At 62.9% G+C, this 18816-nt stretch carries 14 protein-coding genes; 8 read left to right on the plus strand and 6 right to left on the minus strand.

The genetic code is table 11. The annotated features are described in order from the left end of the window. Position 1: 1 nt before the first annotated feature. The 5 genes from NHH88_20130 to NHH88_20150 all read right to left on the minus strand — a co-directional run bounded on the left by NHH88_20130 (position 2) and on the right by NHH88_20150 (position 6873). Positions 2 to 1960 (minus strand): branched-chain amino acid ABC transporter ATP-binding protein/permease, encoded by a 1959-nt coding sequence (locus NHH88_20130; GenBank protein ID USX12001.1) that lies wholly within the window; start codon positions 1958 to 1960, stop codon positions 2 to 4. A 3-nt stretch (positions 1961 to 1963) separates the two neighbouring features. Further along, on the minus strand, positions 1964 to 2854 hold the full coding sequence (locus NHH88_20135; protein USX12002.1) for a branched-chain amino acid ABC transporter permease: 891 nt from the start codon (positions 2852 to 2854) through the stop codon (positions 1964 to 1966). Between the two features lie 85 nt (positions 2855 to 2939). After that, positions 2940 to 4097 (minus strand): ABC transporter substrate-binding protein, encoded by a 1158-nt coding sequence (locus NHH88_20140; protein USX12003.1) that lies wholly within the window; start codon positions 4095 to 4097, stop codon positions 2940 to 2942. Positions 4098 to 4333: 236 nt separating this feature from the next. Further along, positions 4334 to 4849, minus strand: a complete 516-nt coding sequence (locus tag NHH88_20145) for a sel1 repeat family protein (protein ID USX12004.1) — start codon at positions 4847 to 4849, stop codon at positions 4334 to 4336. A gap of 23 nt (positions 4850 to 4872) precedes the next feature. After that, on the minus strand, positions 4873 to 6873 hold the full coding sequence (locus NHH88_20150; protein USX12005.1) for a bifunctional 2',3'-cyclic-nucleotide 2'-phosphodiesterase/3'-nucleotidase: 2001 nt from the start codon (positions 6871 to 6873) through the stop codon (positions 4873 to 4875). Between the two features lie 290 nt (positions 6874 to 7163). Here NHH88_20150 and prfB point away from each other — a divergent pair. The 5 genes from prfB (at position 7164) to NHH88_20175 (ending at position 13439) form a co-directional block, all read left to right on the plus strand. Beyond that, positions 7164 to 8268, plus strand: a protein-coding gene (prfB, locus tag NHH88_20155) for a peptide chain release factor 2 (protein USX12006.1) whose coding sequence is annotated in 2 segments (ribosomal slippage) — positions 7164 to 7244 and positions 7246 to 8268 — 1104 coding nt in all. Because the reading frame shifts where the segments join, the coding sequence is not laid out codon by codon here. A 14-nt stretch (positions 8269 to 8282) separates the two neighbouring features. After that, positions 8283 to 8981 (plus strand): HAD family phosphatase, encoded by a 699-nt coding sequence (locus NHH88_20160; GenBank protein USX12007.1) that lies wholly within the window; start codon positions 8283 to 8285, stop codon positions 8979 to 8981. Between the two features lie 26 nt (positions 8982 to 9007). Next, on the plus strand, positions 9008 to 10546 hold the full coding sequence (gene lysS, locus NHH88_20165) for a lysine--tRNA ligase (protein USX12008.1): 1539 nt from the start codon (positions 9008 to 9010) through the stop codon (positions 10544 to 10546). A 239-nt stretch (positions 10547 to 10785) separates the two neighbouring features. Beyond that, entirely contained in the window at positions 10786 to 11583 is a 798-nt protein-coding gene (locus tag NHH88_20170; protein ID USX12009.1) for an SDR family oxidoreductase, read from the plus strand. Next, positions 11583 to 13439, plus strand: a complete 1857-nt coding sequence (locus NHH88_20175; GenBank protein ID USX12010.1) for a glycoside hydrolase family 15 protein — start codon at positions 11583 to 11585, stop codon at positions 13437 to 13439. The genes NHH88_20170 and NHH88_20175 overlap by 1 nt, the downstream gene beginning before the upstream one ends. Positions 13440 to 13530: 91 nt before the next feature. Here NHH88_20175 and ppnN read toward each other — a convergent pair whose 3' ends face one another. Further along, complete coding sequence (gene ppnN / locus NHH88_20180) at positions 13531 to 14901, minus strand: nucleotide 5'-monophosphate nucleosidase PpnN (GenBank protein USX12011.1); 1371 nt, start codon at positions 14899 to 14901, stop codon at positions 13531 to 13533. A 267-nt stretch (positions 14902 to 15168) separates the two neighbouring features. Here ppnN and NHH88_20185 point away from each other — a divergent pair, with 267 nt between their 5' ends. The 3 genes from NHH88_20185 to NHH88_20195 all read left to right on the plus strand — a co-directional run bounded on the left by NHH88_20185 (position 15169) and on the right by NHH88_20195 (position 18754). Continuing rightward, complete coding sequence (locus tag NHH88_20185) at positions 15169 to 16668, plus strand: oligopeptide:H+ symporter (protein ID USX12012.1); 1500 nt, start codon at positions 15169 to 15171, stop codon at positions 16666 to 16668. A 223-nt stretch (positions 16669 to 16891) separates the two neighbouring features. After that, on the plus strand, positions 16892 to 17806 hold the full coding sequence (locus NHH88_20190; protein ID USX12013.1) for a triacylglycerol lipase: 915 nt from the start codon (positions 16892 to 16894) through the stop codon (positions 17804 to 17806). Between the two features lie 9 nt (positions 17807 to 17815). Beyond that, on the plus strand, positions 17816 to 18754 hold the full coding sequence (locus NHH88_20195; protein USX12014.1) for a lipase chaperone: 939 nt from the start codon (positions 17816 to 17818) through the stop codon (positions 18752 to 18754). The last annotated feature ends 62 nt before the right edge of the window (positions 18755 to 18816 follow it).

An 18816-nucleotide genomic window follows, 5' to 3' on the forward strand; every position in this document is an offset into this window, starting at 1 on the left:
ATTAGTGTACGACCGGTGCCGCCGGCGCCGCCGTGCCGCCGTGTTCTTCGCTGCTGCCGCCCAGGTAGGCCTCGATCACTTTCGGATCGCTTTGCACCGCCGCCGGCGCGCCCTCGGCGATCTTCTGGCCGAAGTCCAGCACCGTGACGGTGTCGGACAGCGCCATCACCACGTCCATGTGGTGCTCGATCAGAATGATGGTGATGCCGTGGTCGCGGATCTTGCGGATGATCGCCATCAGCTCCTTGATGTCCGGCGCGGTCAGGCCGGCGGCCGGTTCGTCCAGCAGCAGCAGGCGCGGACTGAGTCCGAGCGCGCGGCCGATCTCCAGCAGCCGCTGTTTGCCGTAAGGGAGGTTGCGCGCTTCCTCGTTGGCCATCGGCGTCAGGCCGACAAACTCCAATATGCTGGCGGCGCGGTCGCGCGCGGCGCGCTCCTCGCGCTTGTAGCGCGGCGTTTGCAGCATCACATCCAGCACATTCGACTTGAAGGTGTTGTGCAGCCCTACCAGCACGTTCTCGGTGGCCGTCATCTCGCCGAACAGCTGCACGTTCTGGAAGGTGCGCGCGACCCCGCCCAGTGCGATCTGCGACGGCGTGCGGCCCGAGATCACCGCGCCGGAGAACTTCACCTGCCCGGCGGTCGGCTTGTAGATCCCGGTCAGCACGTTCATCATCGTGCTCTTGCCCGAGCCATTGGGGCCGATCAAGCCGTGCACCGAGCCCTGGATCACATGCATGTCGACCTGGTTGAGCGCTTTGAGGCCGCCGAACTGCATCAGGATCTGATTCACGTCGAGCAGCGTTTCGCCGGCGTTGCCGCCCTTGGCGCGCGCGAACGCTTCCGCGCCGCTGGCCTCCACCGCCTTGGCGTGCACCGCTCCCCTGCCCAGCAAGCTTTTGAGGAAGCCGACGATGCCGTCCTGCAGATAGTAGACGACGAACAGCGTCATCAAGCCGAAGATGGTCAGGCGCCAGTCGACGATGTTCTCCAGTTTGAACGAGAAGGCGGCCATGCCGATCGTCGCCACCAGCGGCACCAGCACGCCGCGCAGGGTGGCACGCTTCTTCGCCAGCATGAACGCCGAACCGATCACCCCCAGCACGGCGGCGATGACGGCGATCTTGCGGAACAATTCGATGTCCGCCAAAAGGCTGGGCAGCATGACGACGATCAGCGCGCCGATCAGCGCCCCCGAGCGGGTCTTGCGGCCGCCCATGATCACGGCCAGCAGGAACAGGATGGTCAGTTCGAAGTTGTAGGTATTGGGCGAGATGTACTCCTCCGAGTACGCGTACAGGCTGCCCGCCAGCCCTGCGAATCCGGCGCTGATGATGAAGGCGTAGACCTTGTAGCGGTAGACCGAAACGCCCATGCAGTCCGAGGCGATCGGGCTGTCGCGCAGCGCTTCGAAGGCGCGGCCAAGGTTGGACTTCAATATCCGGTGCACGACGATCAGCGAGACCACCATCAGCGCGGCGCACATGTAGTAATACTCGACTTCATCCAGCTTGTGGCCGAAGATCTCAGGCTTGGACAGCTTTAGTCCCATGGGCCCTTCGGTCAGGAAGGTCATCTCGTTGATCAGGATCTGGATGATGGTGCCGAAGGCCAGCGTCACCATCGCCAGATAAGGTCCCGTCACGCGCAAGGCCGGCAGCGCCAGCACGGCGCCGAACAGCGCCGCTCCCAGCACGCTGGCGGGAATCGCGATCCAGAACGGCGCGCCCAGTTTGAACACCAGCACCCCGGTGACATAGGAGCCGATGCCGAACAAGCCGGCGTGGCCGAGCGACACCTGCCCGGTGTAGCCGACCACGATATCGAGCCCGAACAGCAGGATCGCGTAAATCAAAATGGTTTCAAACAGATGGATGTAGTACGGGTTGGGGATCAGCACCGGATACAGCGCCAGCACCGCCAGACCCACCACGCTTGCCGCGACGATCGTCTTGTTCATGGGTCAGACCTTTTTAATGGCGGCTTTGCCGAACAGGCCGGACGGCTTGATCGCGAGTACAAGGAGCAGCAGCAGCAATCCCGGCACGTCCTTGTAGCCGGTCGAGATGTAGTAGCCGGCCGTCGTTTCCGTGATACCCAACAGGAGGCCGCCGACGATGGCGCCGACACCGGAGGTCAGCCCGCCGATGATGGCGACGGCGAAGGCCTTGAGGCCGAGCGAGGCGCCCATGGTGGCGCCGGTCAGGGTCAGCGGCGCCACCAGCACGCCGGCGAAGGCGGCGGTGGCCGACGACAGCGCGTACGAGAAGGTGATCACCATGCTGGTGTTGATGCCCATCAGCCCGGCCGCGTCGCGGTCGTTGGAGGTGGCGACGACGGCTTTGCCGTAGATCGATTTGCGGTTGAAGATTTCGACCGCCGCCATGATGGCCAGCGCGCCGACGATCACCGCCACCTGCATCGGCTGCACGTTGGCGCCGAAGATCTGGAACGGTGTGGAGCTGAGCGGCGACGGGAACGTGAGGTCGTCCTTGCCCCAGATGTTCTCCGCGACGTTCTTGAAGATGATGGCCAGCGCGATGGTCGACATGATCCAGCCGAATTCCGACTTGATCTTGATTGCCGGCCGCACGCCTATCCATTCGACGAACATGCCTTGCAGGGCGCCGAAGATGATCACCAGGGGGATCATCAGCAGATAACTCATATAAGGACCGCCGTGGATGGTGCCGACCAGGCTAAGGCCGACCAGCGCGCCGAGCATCAGCGATTCACCCTGGCCGAAGTTGAGCGTGCCGGAGGTGGCGAACGTGAGCTGGTAGCCGAACGCGATGACGGCATAGATCATGCCGAGCGCGATGCCGCTGAAGACGAGTTGTAACAGGATTTCCATGATGTCCACCACGGTGAGAACACGAGAAAAAGGCCAGCCTTGAACGCTCAAGACTGGCCGGTGACGATGCGTCGCCTTAATTACCTCACTTGACCGGAATGACTTTGCCGTCCTTGACCTCACCGAAGACGGTGATGTCGGCGGTGATGGCCTCGTGGTTATCCTTGCTGAATGGCTTGCTGTACGACGTGACGACGCCGTCGATCTTCTCGTTGAGGTTTTCCAGCGCGGCCTTGATCTTGGGTCCTTCGGTGGAATTGGCCTGCTTGATGGCGGCGGCCAGCAGGAAGATCGAATCGTAGCCCTGGGCGGCCGACACCGGCGACGGCATGCGCCCGCCCGGTGGATTGTAGGCCTTCACGTAGGCGTCGATGAAGGCTTTGCGCTTGGGCGTGGTGGCCTCCTGGATGAAGGTTTGCGGCATGCGGGTGCCGTTGCCGTTCTTGCCGGCGTTGTCGATGAAGTTCCCCATCGACAGCGTCCAGCTGCCGATCATCGGTACTTTCCAGTTCAGCTTTTCCATGCCGTTGGCGATCTGCGCCAGCTCCGGGCCGATGCCGTAGGTGAGCACCACTTCGGCGCCGGCCTGCTTGGCCTTGAGCAGCTGGGCCGTCATGTCGACGTCCTTGATATTGTATTTTTCGGTGGCGACGGCCTTCATGCCCTTTTTATCGAGCGCCTTCTCCAGATCCTCGCGGCCCAGCTGGCCGTAGTTGGTGGAGTCGGCCAGGATGGCGACCTTCTTGAACTTGCGGTTGTCGACCGCCTCCTGAATGATCATCTGCGACTGGATTTGATCGTTGGCGGCGTTGCGGAAGATGTAGTTCTCGGGCTTGTCGGCGAACTGCTTGGTGATGATCGAGCCGGTGGCGACGTTGTTCATGACCGGGATCTTGGCTTCCTGGTAGAAGCGCTGCGACGCCAGCGCCACACCGGTGTTGATGTAGCCGACGGTGGCGACCACCTTCTCCTTGTTGATCAGTTCCTGGGCGATCTGCACGCCGCGTTCCGGTTTGGCTTCGTCGTCACGCTCGACGATCTGCAACTGGCGGCCCAGCACCCCGCCCTTGGCGTTGATGTCGGCCACGGCCAGCTTGACGCCGTCGCGCATGGAGACGCCCATCGGCGCCGAGCCGCCGGTGAACGGACCGGCCACGCCGATCTTGATGGGGTCCGCCGCCATGGCGGAAGAAGAGAAACCGAGTACCAATGCAGCGGCCAGCAAATTCAGTTTGAAATCCATTTGTCATCTCCTGTTACAACGTTTTTATAGTAGTCGTACGCTGGAAAACGGGCTGGAAAGTTGCCCCCATCGATGAGGCATTGTAGGGGAGACAACGGGGGCCAGCAACAGATACATGTGCGGCATTGCAGCACGCGCGCCGCGATGCGCGGGGCACGCCGCGTGTAAGCAAGCAGTAAGGAAGGATGGGAAGAAGGTGACGGCGAAAAGCGATAGACAGGCCGCACCGCCGGATGCTACATGCCGCCGGTAGACTTCTGCTTCAAGGCGCGGTTGGCGAACCGCATCTGGGTCTCGGCCAGCGCTTCGTTACGCTCGAAGCCCATGGAGCCGTCGCGCAGGCCGATGGCCATCGCCATCACCGCGTCCGGATACTCGAGATCGGCGGCCTTTTCGATCAGACGGCGCGCGGCCTGCTCGTCGCGTTTGACGCCATCGCCACTCAGATACAGATTCGCCAGCGCGAACATCGCCGCCGGCATCTGGCGGTTGGCGGCGAACTGCAGCCAGTGCGCGGCGGCCTTGGCGTCGCGCGGGACGGACATGCCGTTCTGGTACATCATGCCAAGATAATAAGCGGCTTGCGGATCGCCGGCCTTGGCCGCGCCGGAGAACAGCGAGAACGCCTTCGACAGGTCGACACCGGCGCCCTGGCCGCCGCGCAGGTACGACCGCGCCTCGTCGACCGGAGCGGCGCACGCCGGGCCCGCGCCCGCCACCAGCAAAGTCAGGACAGCACAAATTTTTCGCATGACAGGCACCATGGGTCCTCCGCTCATTTCGACAAGTCGATGGCGTACAGGGCAAAGCCCTTGCCGCCGCCATCATCCGGTTTAATCTGCGAGACCGACGTCACGCCGGCCTCCCTCGCCAATTCGATCATATTCGGCGGCGCGTGGAACACCACCGCTCCATTGGTCGCCACCGGGACGAAACGCCAGCTGCGCGTCGACCCGTTGCGCGCGCGGGTCAGGGTCTTGACCTGCTTGATATAAGAGATCAGCACATCGCGGCTGCTGTCCGGCGCCGAGATTACCGTCTTGCCGCCATCGAGGCCGGGGAAATTGCCGCCGCCGCTGGCGCGGTAGTTGTTGGTCGCGACCAGGAATTCCTGCGACGGTGCGACCGGCGCACCTTTATAGTGCAGCGCGACGATGCGCTGGCCGGCCGGCTTGGTCACGTCGATCCGGTAACTGACATCGGCGCTGGTCAGCATGTCGAAGTTAAAGCTCGAGAACGAGGAATTGACCAGCTCCTGCTGCGCGCCGCTGGCGGGATCGATGCGGTTGAAGCGCTCGGCGGCTTTCTCCAGCCATGCTTTGAGTCCCGCGCCGTCCAGCTTCACCGCGTGCAGCGCGTTCGGATACAGATACAGGTCGGCCGCGTTGTTAAGCGCCACGCCGCCCGCCTTGACGTCGGTGTAGTCGCCCACGCCCGCCGCGCCGGCCTTGAACGGCGACGCCATCGACAGCACCGGCAAGCCCGCGTACTTTGGCATGCTGGCCTTGACGTAGTTCACCACATAATCGGTCTGCGCCTGGTTCACCAGCTCGATGGCGCTGACGTCGCCGACATCGGCGAAATAGGACGACATGCGGAAGTCGCTGGTCCCGATCGGCGCCTTCACGTAACGGATGGTGGCCTCGTGCTCGGCGGCGATCAGCGCGCCGACCGCCGGATCGGCGGCGACGTAGCTGCGGTCGGCGTTGCGCGTGCCGCGCGCTTCGACCGTGGTGCGGGTCTTATCGACGATCCAGGCCTTGCCGTCATACTTCAACCGCAGGCCGATCACGCCCAGATGCTTGCCCCACAGGCTGGCCATCACGGCCGGCACGCCTTGCACGGTACCCGCCGCCTTGTCCACGCCGGGCAGATTGAACGAATCGGCGGTGCTGGCCGCGTCGGGGAACTGCTGGTGCGCATGGCCGATCAGCATCGCGTCGACGCCCGGCACCTGCGCCAGGTAGTAATTGGCGTTTTCCATCTCCGGCGTGTACGGCGCGCCATCAAGGCCGCCGTGCGAGATCGCCACCACCAGATCGGCGCCCTGCGCGCGCATTTGCGGAATGTACTTCAGCGCCGTTTCGCGCACGCCTTCGGCATAGACTTTACCTTCCAGCCAATGCTGGTCCCACGACAGGATGCCCGGCGGCGCGAAGCCGATGATGCCGACCTTGATGGTGGCGGTCACCGGTTTGCCGTCCGGGCCTGTGGCGGCGATTTGGCGCGTGAGGATGCTGTACGGCGCGAACAACGGCTGTTTGGTGCGGGCGCTGTAGATATTGGCCAGCACGATCGGGAAGGCGGGACCGGCGCAGCGCGGCGCGTCGGCGGCGACACCGTCGACATCGAAATGGCTGCCGGTGACCTGGTTCAGGTACGCCAGGCCGTAATTGAATTCGTGGTTGCCGATGCCGGCGCCGTCGACGCCCAGCAGATTCATGGCCTTGTAGATCGCCGGCGGCTGGTCGCAGCCGACCGGAGAGACCAGCGCCTGATAGTCGGCCAGCGCCGTGCCTTGCAGGGCGTCGCCGTTATCGAGCAGCAGGTTGTTGGGGAATTCGGCGCGCGCCTGCTTGATCAAGGTGGCGGTGCGCTCCAGCCCTATCGATGGATCGGCCTTGAGCTTGTAGTAATCGTAACCGAGCACGTTCGCGTGCAGGTCCGTCGTCTCCAGCAGCGCCAAAGTCGCCTCGGTGCCCGCCGGCGTCGAGCCGGAATGCGGCAGGCTGGCGCAGCCGGTCAGCAAAATGGGCAGGACGAGGGACGCGCGCATAGATGTCAATGGTTGGACTGGCAGTGTTTTGGGCCGGAATTCGGATGCAAAGCGGGACGCGGACTGCATTTCCTTACGTCAACAAAAGCCACCGAATGGGTGCATATTTTATACTGCCTGTGACTGAAATGTCAGTATTTTACAACTTGACCTCGACTGCCGGCATGCAAGAGCCGTGCCCACAAGCATTTTACGAGGCGCTTTTCCGGGACGCGGACAGACAGGCGCCCGGCAACACCCCTCATCCGGTATAATCCAAGGTTTGATTTCAGCCTAGAAAAGAAGAAAACATGGAAGCCGAACGCATCAACGCCCTCTCCGCCCTGCTCGCCGATCTGACCACGCGCGAAGCCGAACTACGGAGGTATCTTTGACTTCGATAAAAAGTCAGAGAAACTCGAACAAGTAAACGAAGAACTGGAAGACCCGACGGTCTGGAACGACCCGAAAAAGGCCCAGGATCTCGGTAAAGAGAAAAAGTCGCTGGAGGCGATCGTCAGCGCGCTGACCAAGGCCGACACCGACCTCAAAGACATGAGCGACCTGTTCGCCATGGCCAAGGAGGAAGGCGACGACGACACGCTCGAAGCGCTGATCGCCGACGCCGAGGACGTGCGCAAGGTCATCGAAGGCATGGAGTTCCGCCGGATGTTCAACAATCCGATGGACCCGAACAACTGCTTCATCGATATCCAGGCCGGCGCCGGCGGCACCGAAGCCCAGGACTGGGCCTCGATGCTGCTGCGCCAGTACCTGCGCTATTCGGAACGCAAAGGCTTCAAGGTCGAAATCATGGAGCAGTCCGACGGCGAGGTGGCCGGCATCAAGACCGCCACCATCAAGGTCGAAGGCGACTACGCCTATGGCTTCCTGCGCACCGAGACCGGCGTGCACCGCCTGGTGCGCAAATCGCCGTTCGACTCGGCCAACGGCCGCCACACGTCGTTCACGTCCTTGTTCGTCTATCCGGAAGTGGATGACTCGATCGATATCGAGATCAATCCGGCCGACCTGCGCATCGACACCTACCGCGCGTCCGGCGCCGGTGGTCAGCACATTAACAAGACCGATTCCGCCGTCCGTCTGACGCACGGCCCTTCCGGTATCGTGGTGCAGTGCCAGAACGACCGCTCGCAGCACCGCAACAAGGCCGAGGCGATGGAAATGCTGAAGGCGAAGCTGTACGAGATGGAGCTGCGCAAGCGCATGAGCGAGCAGCAGAAACTGGAAGACTCCAAGACCGACGTCGGCTGGGGTCATCAGATCCGTTCCTACGTGCTCGATCAGTCGCGCATCAAGGATTTGCGCACCAACTTCGAGACCGGTAACACCAAGGGCGTGCTGGACGGCGACCTGGACGACTTCATCTCTGCTTCGCTCAAACAAGGCGTTTGAATTTAATGACATCAATGACATTATCATCATCGCGCGCGTTCATCTTCGATATGGACGGCACCATCGTCGACAACATGGCCTTCCACACCAAATCGTGGCTGGCCTTCTTCGAGCGTCGCGGCCACACGCTGGACCCGGATGCGTTTTTCCGTGACACGGCCGGCCGCCAGGGCCATGAAATCATGCGCACCTACCTGGGCAACCACCTGACCAAGGAAGAAAGCGCGGCGCTCGATTTTGAGAAGGAATCGCTGTACCGCGATCTGTACGCGCCGCACCTGGCCGTGACCAAGGGTTTCGACCTGTTTATCGCCAGCGCCAAAAGCGCCGGCATCAAGCTGGCCGTGGCCACCGCCGCGCCGAACGAGAACATCGCCTTCACGCTCGACGGCCTGGATCTGCGCAAGCAGTTCGACGCCATCGCCGGCGCGGCCGATGTCGCGCGCGGCAAACCGAATCCGGACGTGTTCCTGCTGGCCGCCGAGCGCGCAGGCGCCCTGCCCGCCAACAGCATCGTCTTCGAGGACGCGCCGCTGGGCGTGGAGGCGGCCCGCCGCGCCGGCATGCGCGCGGTGGTGCTCACCACCACCCTGCCGGCCGAAGCCTTCGCCGAATACGACAACGTCATCGCCGTGGCGCGCGACTTCAGCGAGCTCGATATCGAGGCGCTGTTCGCCTCCGAGCCGTATGTGGACACTGCGGCCACCAACTAATCATCACCTCAACCTAGAAACAGACCATGACTACGGATCTTCAAGAACAAGCAGGATCGGCCACGCCGCCCGACGAAAACAAGATCATCGCCGAGCGCCGCGCCAAGCTGGCCGCGCTGCGCGAACAGGGTATCGCCTTCCCGAACGACTTCAAACCCGAGCACAAGGCGGCCGACCTGCACGCCCAATACGGCGAGAAGTCGCGCGAAGAGCTGGAAGCCAATCCGGTCTCCGTCGTCCTGGCAGGCCGCATGATGCTCAAGCGCGAAGCCGGCAAGAAGGCCGCTTTCGCCACCTTGCAGGATTCGTCCGGCGCCAAGGCCGATGGCCGCATCCAGATCTACGCGACACTGGACCTGACCGGCGAAGCCGCGATGGCCGCGCTGCACCACTACGACCTGGGCGACATCCTGGGCGTGGTCGGCACGCTGTTCAAGACCAAGACCGATGAACTGACCATCAAGGTCAGCGAACTGCGTCTGATCACCAAGTCGCTGCGTCCGCTGCCGGACAAATTCCACGGCCTGGCCGACCAGGAAACCAAGTACCGCCAGCGCTACGTCGATCTGATCATGAACGAGGAAACGCGCCGCACCTTCAAGGCGCGCACCGCCGCGATTTCGTCGATGCGCCGCTTTATGGAAAAGAACGAATTCATGGAGGTGGAAACGCCGATGTTGCACGCCATTCCGGGCGGCGCGGCGGCCAAGCCATTCATCACCCACCACAACGCGCTGGACATGCAGATGTTCCTGCGTATCGCGCCGGAGCTGTACCTGAAGCGCCTGGTGGTGGGCGGCTTCGACCGCGTGTTCGAGATCAACCGCAACTTCCGTAACGAAGGCGTGTCGATCCGTCACAATCCTGAATTCACGATGATGGAGTTCTACGCGGCCTACACCGACTACAAGTGGATCATGAACTTCACCGAGGAGATCATTCGCCAGGCCGCCATCGACGCCCACGGCACCGCCACCCTGACCTACGGCGGCAAGGAACTGGACTTGGCCAAGGCCTTCCACCGCCTGACCATCGTCGAAGCGATCAACAAGTACGCGCCGGGCTACACGCCGGAGCAGCTGAAGGACGCTGAGTTCATCAAGAAGGAACTGTTGAAATTCGGCGTCAAGCCGTTCGCCACCGCCGGCCTGGGCGCGCTGCAACTGGCGCTGTTCGAAGAAACCGCCGAAGCGCAGCTGTGGGAACCGACCTTCATCATCGACTACCCGGCCGAAGTATCGCCGCTGGCGCGCGCCTCCGACACGGAAGCGGGCATCACCGAGCGCTTCGAGTTGTTCATGGTTGGCCGCGAGATCGCCAACGGCTTCTCGGAGTTGAACGACGCCGAAGACCAGTCGGCCCGCTTCCTGGCCCAGGTGGCCGCCAAGGACGCCGGCGATGAAGAGGCGATGTTCTATGACGCCGACTACATCCGCGCGCTGGAATACGGCATGCCGCCGGCCGGCGGTTGCGGCATCGGCATCGATCGCTTGATGATGATCATCACCGACTCGCCGAACATCCGCGACGTGCTGCTGTTCCCGCACCTGCGCCGCGAAGAGTAATCGCTCCGCAAAAACCGCCTCCGGGCGGTTTTTTTTCGCCTGCACGCTTGCGAAACCCGCACTGCCGGGCGGGGTCGTACCCCACGGGTACGACCCCTAAAAGGTAACACACGCGTATCGCTAAAAGCCGGCGGGTTTTGCGCCATTACGTGCGGTGGGAGCGTTACTAAATGATAGGCGCGCGGCAGAAATTGCCGGGCAGGCCTAGAATGGGCCAATATCGTCGCAAGGAGCCCATCATGCACCTCACGCTGCAAAACCAGACCGCCGTCGTCACCGGCGCCAATTCCGGACTTGGACGCGGCATCGCGCTGGCATTCGCCAAGGCCGGCGCCAACGTCGTCGTCAACTATCACAGCCACAAGGACCAGGCCGACGAAGTGGTCGCCCTGATCGCCGCAGACGGCGGACAGGCCATCGCGGTGCAGGCGGACGTCGGCGAGGAGCCGGACGTGCTGGCCCTGTTCGACGCCGCCGTCAAGCGCTTCGGCGCCGTCGATATCGTCGTGGCCAACTCCGGCCGCCAGGACGACGCGCCCAGCGCCGACATGACCTTGGCCCAATGGGAAGGCGTCCTGAAAACCAACCTGACCGGCCAGTTCCTGTGCATGCGCGAGGCGGTGCGCCTGTTCCGAAAACAGGGCCAGCGCGAGGTCTCCCGTGCGCTCGGCAAGATCATCTGCATGAGTTCAGTCCACCAGCGCATACCGTGGGCCGGCCATGTCAACTACGCGGCATCCAAGGGCGGCGTGCACCTGTTGATGGAGACGATGGCGCAGGAAGTGGCGCCCGAAAAAATCCGCATCAACGCCATCGCGCCGGGCGCCATCAAGACTCCGATCAACGCCGAGGTGACCGCCGGCGGCGGCAGCCCGGAACTGCTTAAACTGATCCCGTATGGCCGCGTGGGCAAGCCGGAGGATGTCGCCAACGCGGCGCTGTTCCTGGCCTCCGACCTGGCGGACTACGTGGTCGGCAGCACGCTGTTCGTCGACGGCGGCATGTCGCTGTACCCGGGCTTCGAGGACAACGGCTGATGGCCGCCGGCGCCAAGGGCAAATCGGCCGCCAAAGTCAAACCAAAAACCAGGGAACGCGCCGAACGTGACATCGCCGACCACGGCGTGATCGGCAACCTTGGCACCATCGCGCTGGTGGCCTGTGACGGCGCCATCGACTACATGTGCTGGCCGAACCTCGACAGTCCCAGCATCTTCGCCGCGCTGCTCGATGCGGAAAAAGGCGGCGTGTTCGAACTGACGCCGGAGATCGACGATCCGCGCATCGTGCAAATGTACCTGCCCGACACCAACGTACTGCTGACCCGCTGGATGGGCAGCGATGCCAGCGCCGAAATCACAGACCTGATGATCGACACGGCCGACGTCGGCGAGGCCCCTACCCGGCTGGTGCGGCGCGTGACCGCCACCCGTGGCACGGTCACCATCCGCATGCGCTGCGCGCCGCGCTACGACTACGCGCGCGTGGTGCCGTCGGTCGCGATCAAAAAGGGAAGCGTGATCTTTTCGGGCAAAGGCAATCCATCGATTCGCCTGAGCGGCGACGCCGATTTCGTCAAGGGCGACGGCGAGGCCAGCGCCAACGTGGTGCTGCGCGCCGGCCAGAGCGTGACCTTCATGCTCGACGAGCCGGATGAAGACCTGGCCGACGCCGACCTAATCGGCCAGCTGATCGACGCCACCATCGTCCGCTGGCGCGCGTGGGCGGCGCAATCGACGTACAAGGGCCGCTGGCGTGACGCCGTCACCCGCTCGGCGCTGGTGCTCAAGCTATTGACCTCGCGCCGCCATGGTTCCATCGCCGCCGCAGCGACCTTCGCGCTGCCGGAGGCCAAAGGCGGTGTGCGCAACTGGGACTACCGCGCCGCGTGGATACGCGACTCGTCGTTCTCGATCTACGCGTTGATGCGGCTCGGCTATCACAACGAAGCCAAGGACTTCTACCGCTGGCTGGGCGACCGCGCGCTCCACTCCAGCAAAGGCGGGCAGCTGCAGGTGATGTATGCGCTCGACGGCGGAGAGATCGCGCCGGAGAGGTCGCTGGATCACCTGTCCGGCTATGGCGGCGCGGCGCCGGTCCGCATCGGCAACGACGCCGTCACCCAACTGCAGCTCGATATCTACGGCGAGTTGATGGACTCGATCTACCTCAGTAACAAGTACGGCGAAGCGATTTCGCACGACCGCTGGCTGGGTGCGTGCCGAGTGATCGACTATGTGTGCCGACACTGGAACGAGGCCGACGCTGGGATTTGGGAGGTGCGCGGCCCGCCAAGCCATCACCTGCACTCGCGCTTGATGTGCTGGGTGGCGATCGACCGGGCGATACGGCTGGCCAGCAAACGCTCGCTGGCGGCGCCGTTCACGCGCTGGATCAAAGTGCGCAACGCGATCCACGACGACATCTGGTCCAATTTCTGGAACGAGAAGCTCGGGCATTTCGTCGAGGAGCGCGGCGGGAAGGACTTGGACGCGGCGTTGTTGTTGATGCCTTTGGTGCGATTCGTCGGCGCCACCGATCCGCGCTGGCTGGCGACACTGGACGCGATCGGCAAGCGGCTTACCGATGACGGCATGGTCTATCGCTACAAGCGCGACGACGGCCTGCCGGGCAAGGAAGGCGCGTTCTCGGCGTGTTCGTTCTGGTATGTGGAATGCCTGGCGCGCGCCGGGCGGATGGACGAGGCACGGATGATCTTCGAAAAGCTGCTCAAGTACGCGAATCACCTGCAGTTGTACGCGGAGGAATTCGACGAGCGCGCCAAGTTGACCGGCAATTTCCCGCAGGGGTTCACGCATCTCGCCCTGGTCAGCGCCGCGTTCTATATCGATCGCGAAATGGAGGGGCGCGGCCAACGGGATTGGCCGGCGTGAAGAACCCCGAACCGTAAAAGGGGTCGTACCCCGTACGGGGTACGACCCCACCACCAGGCACACGCGACATCACGCGCGCAAGCTGTTGGGTTTACTGGATCACGCGATAGCACGGCGTGTAAGCCTTGCCCGCCAACTTCATCCGGCTTTGCTCGACGAATGACGCCAGCAGCGCGTCCATCGGCCCCATGATCTCCTTGTCGCCGTGGATCTCGAAGTGGCCGAACTTTTCGATCGCGCGGATGCCTTCGTCCTTGACGTTACCCGCGACCACACCCGAAAACGCCCGGCGCAGATTCGCTGCCAGCAGATGCACTTCCTGGTTCTTGTGCAGACTCAGATTGCGCATGTTCTCGTGCGTCGGCGCGAACGGCTTCTGGAACTCGCGGTCGATCTTCAGACCCCAGTTGTAGTAATAGGCGTCGCTGCGGCTCTTGCGGAACTCGCGCACCTGCTTGATCCCGGCCTGCATCTCGCGCGCCACCAGTTCCGGATCGTCGATGATGATCTTGTAGCGCTGCTGCGCCTCCGGCCCCAAGGTATCGAGGATGAACTGGTTGATCTGCACGAAGTACTCTCGCGACGTCTCCGGTCCGGTGAACACCAGCGGGAATGGAATCTCCGCGTTATCGGGATGCAGCAGGATGCCCAGGATGTAGAGTATCTCCTCGGCGGTGCCGGCGCCGCCCGGGAACACGACGATGCCGTGACCCGTGCGCACAAACGCCTCCAGGCGCTTTTCGATGTCCGGCATGATCACCAGTTCATTGACGATCGGGTTCGGCGATTCGGCGGCGATGATGCCCGGCTCCGTGATGCCCAGGTAGCGGCCGTGGGACAGGCGCTGTTTTGCATGGCCGATGGTGGCGCCCTTCATGGGGCCTTTCATCGCGCCCGGGCCGCAGCCGGTGCAGATGTCCAGGTCGCGCAGGCCCATTTGATAGCCCACTTCCTTCGAATAGTTATACTCGGCGCGGTTGATCGAGTGTCCGCCCCAGCACACCACCAGGTTCGGATTGAGCATCGGCTTGAGGACGCCGGCGTTGCGCAGGATGTGGAAGACCGCGTCGGTGATGTCCTCGGTGCGGTTCATGTCGAACTTCTGCGTATCGGTCACCTCGTTGCTGACGAAGACGATATCGCGCAGCACCGCGAACAGGTGTTCGTGAATGCCCTTGATCATTTTGCCGTCGACGAAGGCGATCGCCGGCGCGCCCTTGATATCGAGCTTGATGCCGCGCTCGCGCTGCACGATGCTGATCGAGAAGGACTCGTAACGCTCCAGCAGCTCCTTGCCATCGTCGATGGTGCTGCCGCAATTGAGCACGGCCAGTGCGCAGTTGCGGAAGACGTTATATAGGCCGCCCTGGCTAGTGTCGAGCAGCTTGTTCACTTCCGCCTTCGAAAGGATCTCCAGCTGTCCTTCGGGCGAAATCAAAGTATCGATAACGTCATGTTCCATGTTGCGTAAATCCTTATTCAGATTCGATGTCACGTAGTAGGCCTGCAATGCCAATATACGACAACTCGGCAATCTGTGGGGGCGGAGATTGTGCGCCGCATATAAACTTCGCCGTTTCGGGATTTATTATCACAAATGTCACGATCTTGCAGCGAGCGCTACAAAAAGTGCGTCACGCCGCGTTTGTAGATTAAAATGGCGCCCAATTTGGCCCCCCACAAGGGGGCTGGAGACACTTTTCATCGATCATAAATTAGGAGAAGCCGCATGAGCGGTGCTACCACCACCAACACGGAAGTCGCTATTCCCGAGTTCAAACAGATCATGGGCCACCCCGCCCCGCTCTGGATGTTGTTCATGACCGAATTCTGGGAGCGTTTCGCTTTCTACGGCATCCGTTGGGCGCTCGTGCTCTACGTCGTCGCACAATTCTATAACGGCGATTCGTCCGGCGAATCGGCCGCCAATCTGGTCTACGGCTCCTACCTCGCGCTGGTCTACGCCGCCGCGCTGTTCGGCGGCTATGTCGCCGACCGCGTGCTGGGATACCAGCGTTCCATCCTGGTCGGCGCGGCCTTCATGGCCGCCGGCCTGTTCATGATCGCCTTCCCCGACGAGACGGTGTTCAAGTTCGGCCTGGCCACCATCATCGTCGGCAACGGCATGTTCAAGCCGAACATCTCGACCATGGTCGGTAAGCTGTATTCGACCGGCGACACCCGCCGCGACTCGGGCTTCACCATTTTCTACATGGGCATCAACGCCGGCGCGATGGTCGCCCCGGTATTGACCGAGTGGCTCGCCACGGCGATCTTCGGCACCAACGGCATGCCCGCTTACAAAGTGGTGTTCATTTCGGCCGGCGCCGGCATGCTGATTAGCCTGGTGTGGTTCTTCATCGGCCGCCGCAACCTGCAGGGCATCGGCGCGCCAGATGCGCAAACCAGCGATCCGAAACGCCTGCTGTATGTGATCATCGGCTCGCTGTGCGTGATCCCGGTGGTCTACATGCTGCTCGCGGCAGGCGCCAAGAGCCTGCAGGCCGTGCTGACGGTGCTGTTCATCCTGCTGGCGGTCATGCTGATGGTCGAAGGCATCAAAAACGGCAAGGTCGCGCGCGACCGCGTCATCGCCATGCTGCTGATCTTCTTCTTCAATATCATGTTCTGGATGTTCTTCGAACAGGCGGGCAGCTCGTTCACCTTCCTGGCCGAGAAAATCGTCGACCGCGAAATGTTCAACTGGACCTTCCCGGTGGCCTGGTTCCAGACCGTGAACTCGCTGGCGATTATCGCCTTCGCGCCGCTGATCGCCTTTATCTGGGTCGCCATGCGCAACAAGAACCCGTCGATTCCGCGCAAGTTCGGTCTGGGCCTGCTGTTCAACGGCGCCGCCTTCGGCCTGCTGATGTACGCGCTGTCGATGCTGGTCGATATCGACAACAAGATCCCGTTCTGGACCCTGTTCATGGTCTACGTGCTGCAATCGATCGGTGAGCTGTGCCTGTCGCCGATCGGCCTCTCCATGGTGACCAAGCTGGCGCCTACGCGCCTGGTCGGCCTGGGCATGGGCGGCTGGTTCCTGTCGACCGGTATCGGCAACAACCTGTCGGGCATCTTCGCGTCGGCGGTGTCCGGCGAAAGCGGCATGTCGGTGACGTCGGCGCTGTCCGGGTACACCTTCGGCTTCTACTCGCTGATGGCCGGCGGCGTGCTGCTGTTCCTGATCGCGCCGCTGATTCAAAAGCTGATGCACGGCGTGAAATAAGCCGCACGCCCCTTTAACCCGCTCCCGCCACGGAGCGCGATGCCGCCCAGGTAACACCGGGCGGCATTTTTTTTGCTCTTCATCGTTTTTACCACGTTATTGCGCCGCGTCATGCTTTCCCCGAATAACGGTGCTACATTCCATTACCGAGCGCTTGCTTTGTTTTCGATCATGGCGCCGGCCACAGCTTCTCATTTCCTAAAAAATAACAAACGGAGACAAAATGAAGAATCACTTCTGGAAATACGTATCAATCGCCCTTATCGCCATCACCGCCCTGCCCGCGCCGTCCTGGGCGGCCGGCTACACGCAGACCAAGTACCCCATCGTGCTGGTGCACGGCTTTTTGGGCTTCGAAAGCGTCGGCCCCCTTGAGTACTTTTACGGCGTCACCTCCGCCTTGCGCAGCGGCGGCGCCAATGTGTATGTGACAACCGTCTCGGCCGCCAACAGCACCGAGGTGCGCGGTGAGCAGATGCTCACCCAGGTCAAGCAAATCCTGGCGGTGACCGGCGCCGCCAAGGTCAATCTGATCGGCCATAGCCACGGCGGCCCGACGGCGCGCTACGTCGCCTCGGTCAGGCCGGACCTGGTGGCCTCCGTGACCAGCGTGGGCGGCGTGAACAAGGGCTCGGTGGTGGCCGACGTGCTGATGGGTAATGCTCCCGGCGCCAGCACTGTGGTGCTGGGCGCGGTCGCGGAGCTGATGAGCCTCGTCTCCAATAACACCGGCAAGCCGCAGGACGCCACAGCGGCCATGATGTCGCTCACCACGGCCGGCTCGCTCGCGTTCAACAGCCGCCATCCGGAAGGCGTGCCGTTGTCGGCCTGCGGCGAAGGCGCCTACCAGGCGCGCGGCGTCTACTACTTCTCATGGAGCGGCGGCAAACAGATCACCAATCTGCTTGATCCGCTCGATGCGCCGCTGGCGCTGACCGCGTTGGCCTTTAACGGCGAGAAGAACGATGGCTTGGTCGGCAGCTGCTCCAGCCATCTTGGCCGCGTGATCCGCGACGACTACGCGATGAACCACCTCGACGAGATCAACCAGACGGCCGGCCTCGTCAGCCTGTTCGAAACCAGTCCGGTGACGGTGTTCCGCCAGCAGGCCAACCGCCTGCAGGGCCTGGGCCTCTAGGAGCGCGGCATGCACACGAACGTGAAGAGAGCCGGGCTGGCCGCCCTGCTGCTGGCCGGCTGCGCGCTGTATTTCAGCCGGGGCGCAGAGGCGCCGCCGGTGCAAATCAGCGAAAACGGTTCCGGCCCGGGCCCCGGCCACCTCGCGTTCGTGCCGTCGATGGAAGGCACGCGCCCGGACGGCGACGTCAAGACGCTGGCCGGCGACCAGTTGGTGGTCGACGCGGAACTCGGGCATTTGTTCGACTACTATCTGGCGGGGCTGGGCGAGAAGGACCTGGACGCGATCCGAACAGAGATCGAACGGGAGCTCGATCGACGCCTCAAGCCAGGGCCGGCGCGGCAGGCCAAACAGCTGCTATCAAGTTACCTCGCCTACAAACAGGCGCTGGCGGGCATCGAAGCGACGCTGGCGCCGTCGGGCAACGTGGCGCAATCGGCGCGCGCGCGGCTGGCGGCGATGCGCGGTTTGCGTTCGACGTATTTCACGCCGGAGCAAAGCGCGGGTCTGTTCGGCGCGACCGATATCGCGGACGACGACGCGGTGGCGCGGCTGGAGGTGGCTGTCGACAAGACCTTGAGCGCGGAGCAGAAACAGGCCAAAGTGGCGGAGCTGGACCGGCGCGTGCCGGCGGCGTTGCGCGAGGAGCGCGAGGCGCCGGCCAGAATCATAAGGCTGGAGGAATCGGTGGCGCGGCTGCGGGCCGGCGGCGCGGGCGACAATGAAATCTACAGCGTGCGCGCGGCGGCGTTCTCGCCGGAGGCAGCCGCCCGTTTGGCCGACGTCGACCGCGACGAGGCGGCGTGGAAAGCCCGCATCGGCGCCTATCAAACTCAGCGCGCGGCGTTGACGGCGCAACCCGCACAGCAAAAGGACGCCGCCTTAAAACAACTGCGCGACCAGAGTTTCACCGTTGAGGAGCAACGCCGCCTGGGTGCCTATGAATGACTAAGCGTAGCTCTAAATCACGTAGGGCGGATTAGCGAAGCGTAATCGGCCATGTATGCGCC

Source organism: Oxalobacteraceae bacterium OTU3CAMAD1, assembly GCA_024123915.1.
Classification (GTDB): domain Bacteria; phylum Pseudomonadota; class Gammaproteobacteria; order Burkholderiales; family Burkholderiaceae_D; genus Rugamonas.

What these genes read in the sequence shown, in the direction of transcription:
- NHH88_20130 (USX12001.1), bottom strand. Translation starts at nt 1,960, where the DNA reads ATGAACAAGACGATCGTCGCGGCAAGCGTGGTGGGTCTGGCGGTGCTG.
- NHH88_20135 (USX12002.1), bottom strand. Translation starts at nt 2,854, where the DNA reads ATGGAAATCCTGTTACAACTCGTCTTCAGCGGCATCGCGCTCGGCATG.
- NHH88_20140 (USX12003.1), bottom strand. Translation starts at nt 4,097, where the DNA reads ATGGATTTCAAACTGAATTTGCTGGCCGCTGCATTGGTACTCGGTTTC.
- NHH88_20145 (USX12004.1), bottom strand. Translation starts at nt 4,849, where the DNA reads ATGCGAAAAATTTGTGCTGTCCTGACTTTGCTGGTGGCGGGCGCGGGC.
- NHH88_20150 (USX12005.1), bottom strand. Translation starts at nt 6,873, where the DNA reads ATGCGCGCGTCCCTCGTCCTGCCCATTTTGCTGACCGGCTGCGCCAGC.
- NHH88_20160 (USX12007.1), top strand. Translation starts at nt 8,283, where the DNA reads ATGACATTATCATCATCGCGCGCGTTCATCTTCGATATGGACGGCACC.
- lysS (USX12008.1), top strand. Translation starts at nt 9,008, where the DNA reads ATGACTACGGATCTTCAAGAACAAGCAGGATCGGCCACGCCGCCCGAC.
- NHH88_20170 (USX12009.1), top strand. Translation starts at nt 10,786, where the DNA reads ATGCACCTCACGCTGCAAAACCAGACCGCCGTCGTCACCGGCGCCAAT.
- NHH88_20175 (USX12010.1), top strand. Translation starts at nt 11,583, where the DNA reads ATGGCCGCCGGCGCCAAGGGCAAATCGGCCGCCAAAGTCAAACCAAAA.
- ppnN (USX12011.1), bottom strand. Translation starts at nt 14,901, where the DNA reads ATGGAACATGACGTTATCGATACTTTGATTTCGCCCGAAGGACAGCTG.
- NHH88_20185 (USX12012.1), top strand. Translation starts at nt 15,169, where the DNA reads ATGAGCGGTGCTACCACCACCAACACGGAAGTCGCTATTCCCGAGTTC.
- NHH88_20190 (USX12013.1), top strand. Translation starts at nt 16,892, where the DNA reads ATGAAGAATCACTTCTGGAAATACGTATCAATCGCCCTTATCGCCATC.
- NHH88_20195 (USX12014.1), top strand. Translation starts at nt 17,816, where the DNA reads ATGCACACGAACGTGAAGAGAGCCGGGCTGGCCGCCCTGCTGCTGGCC.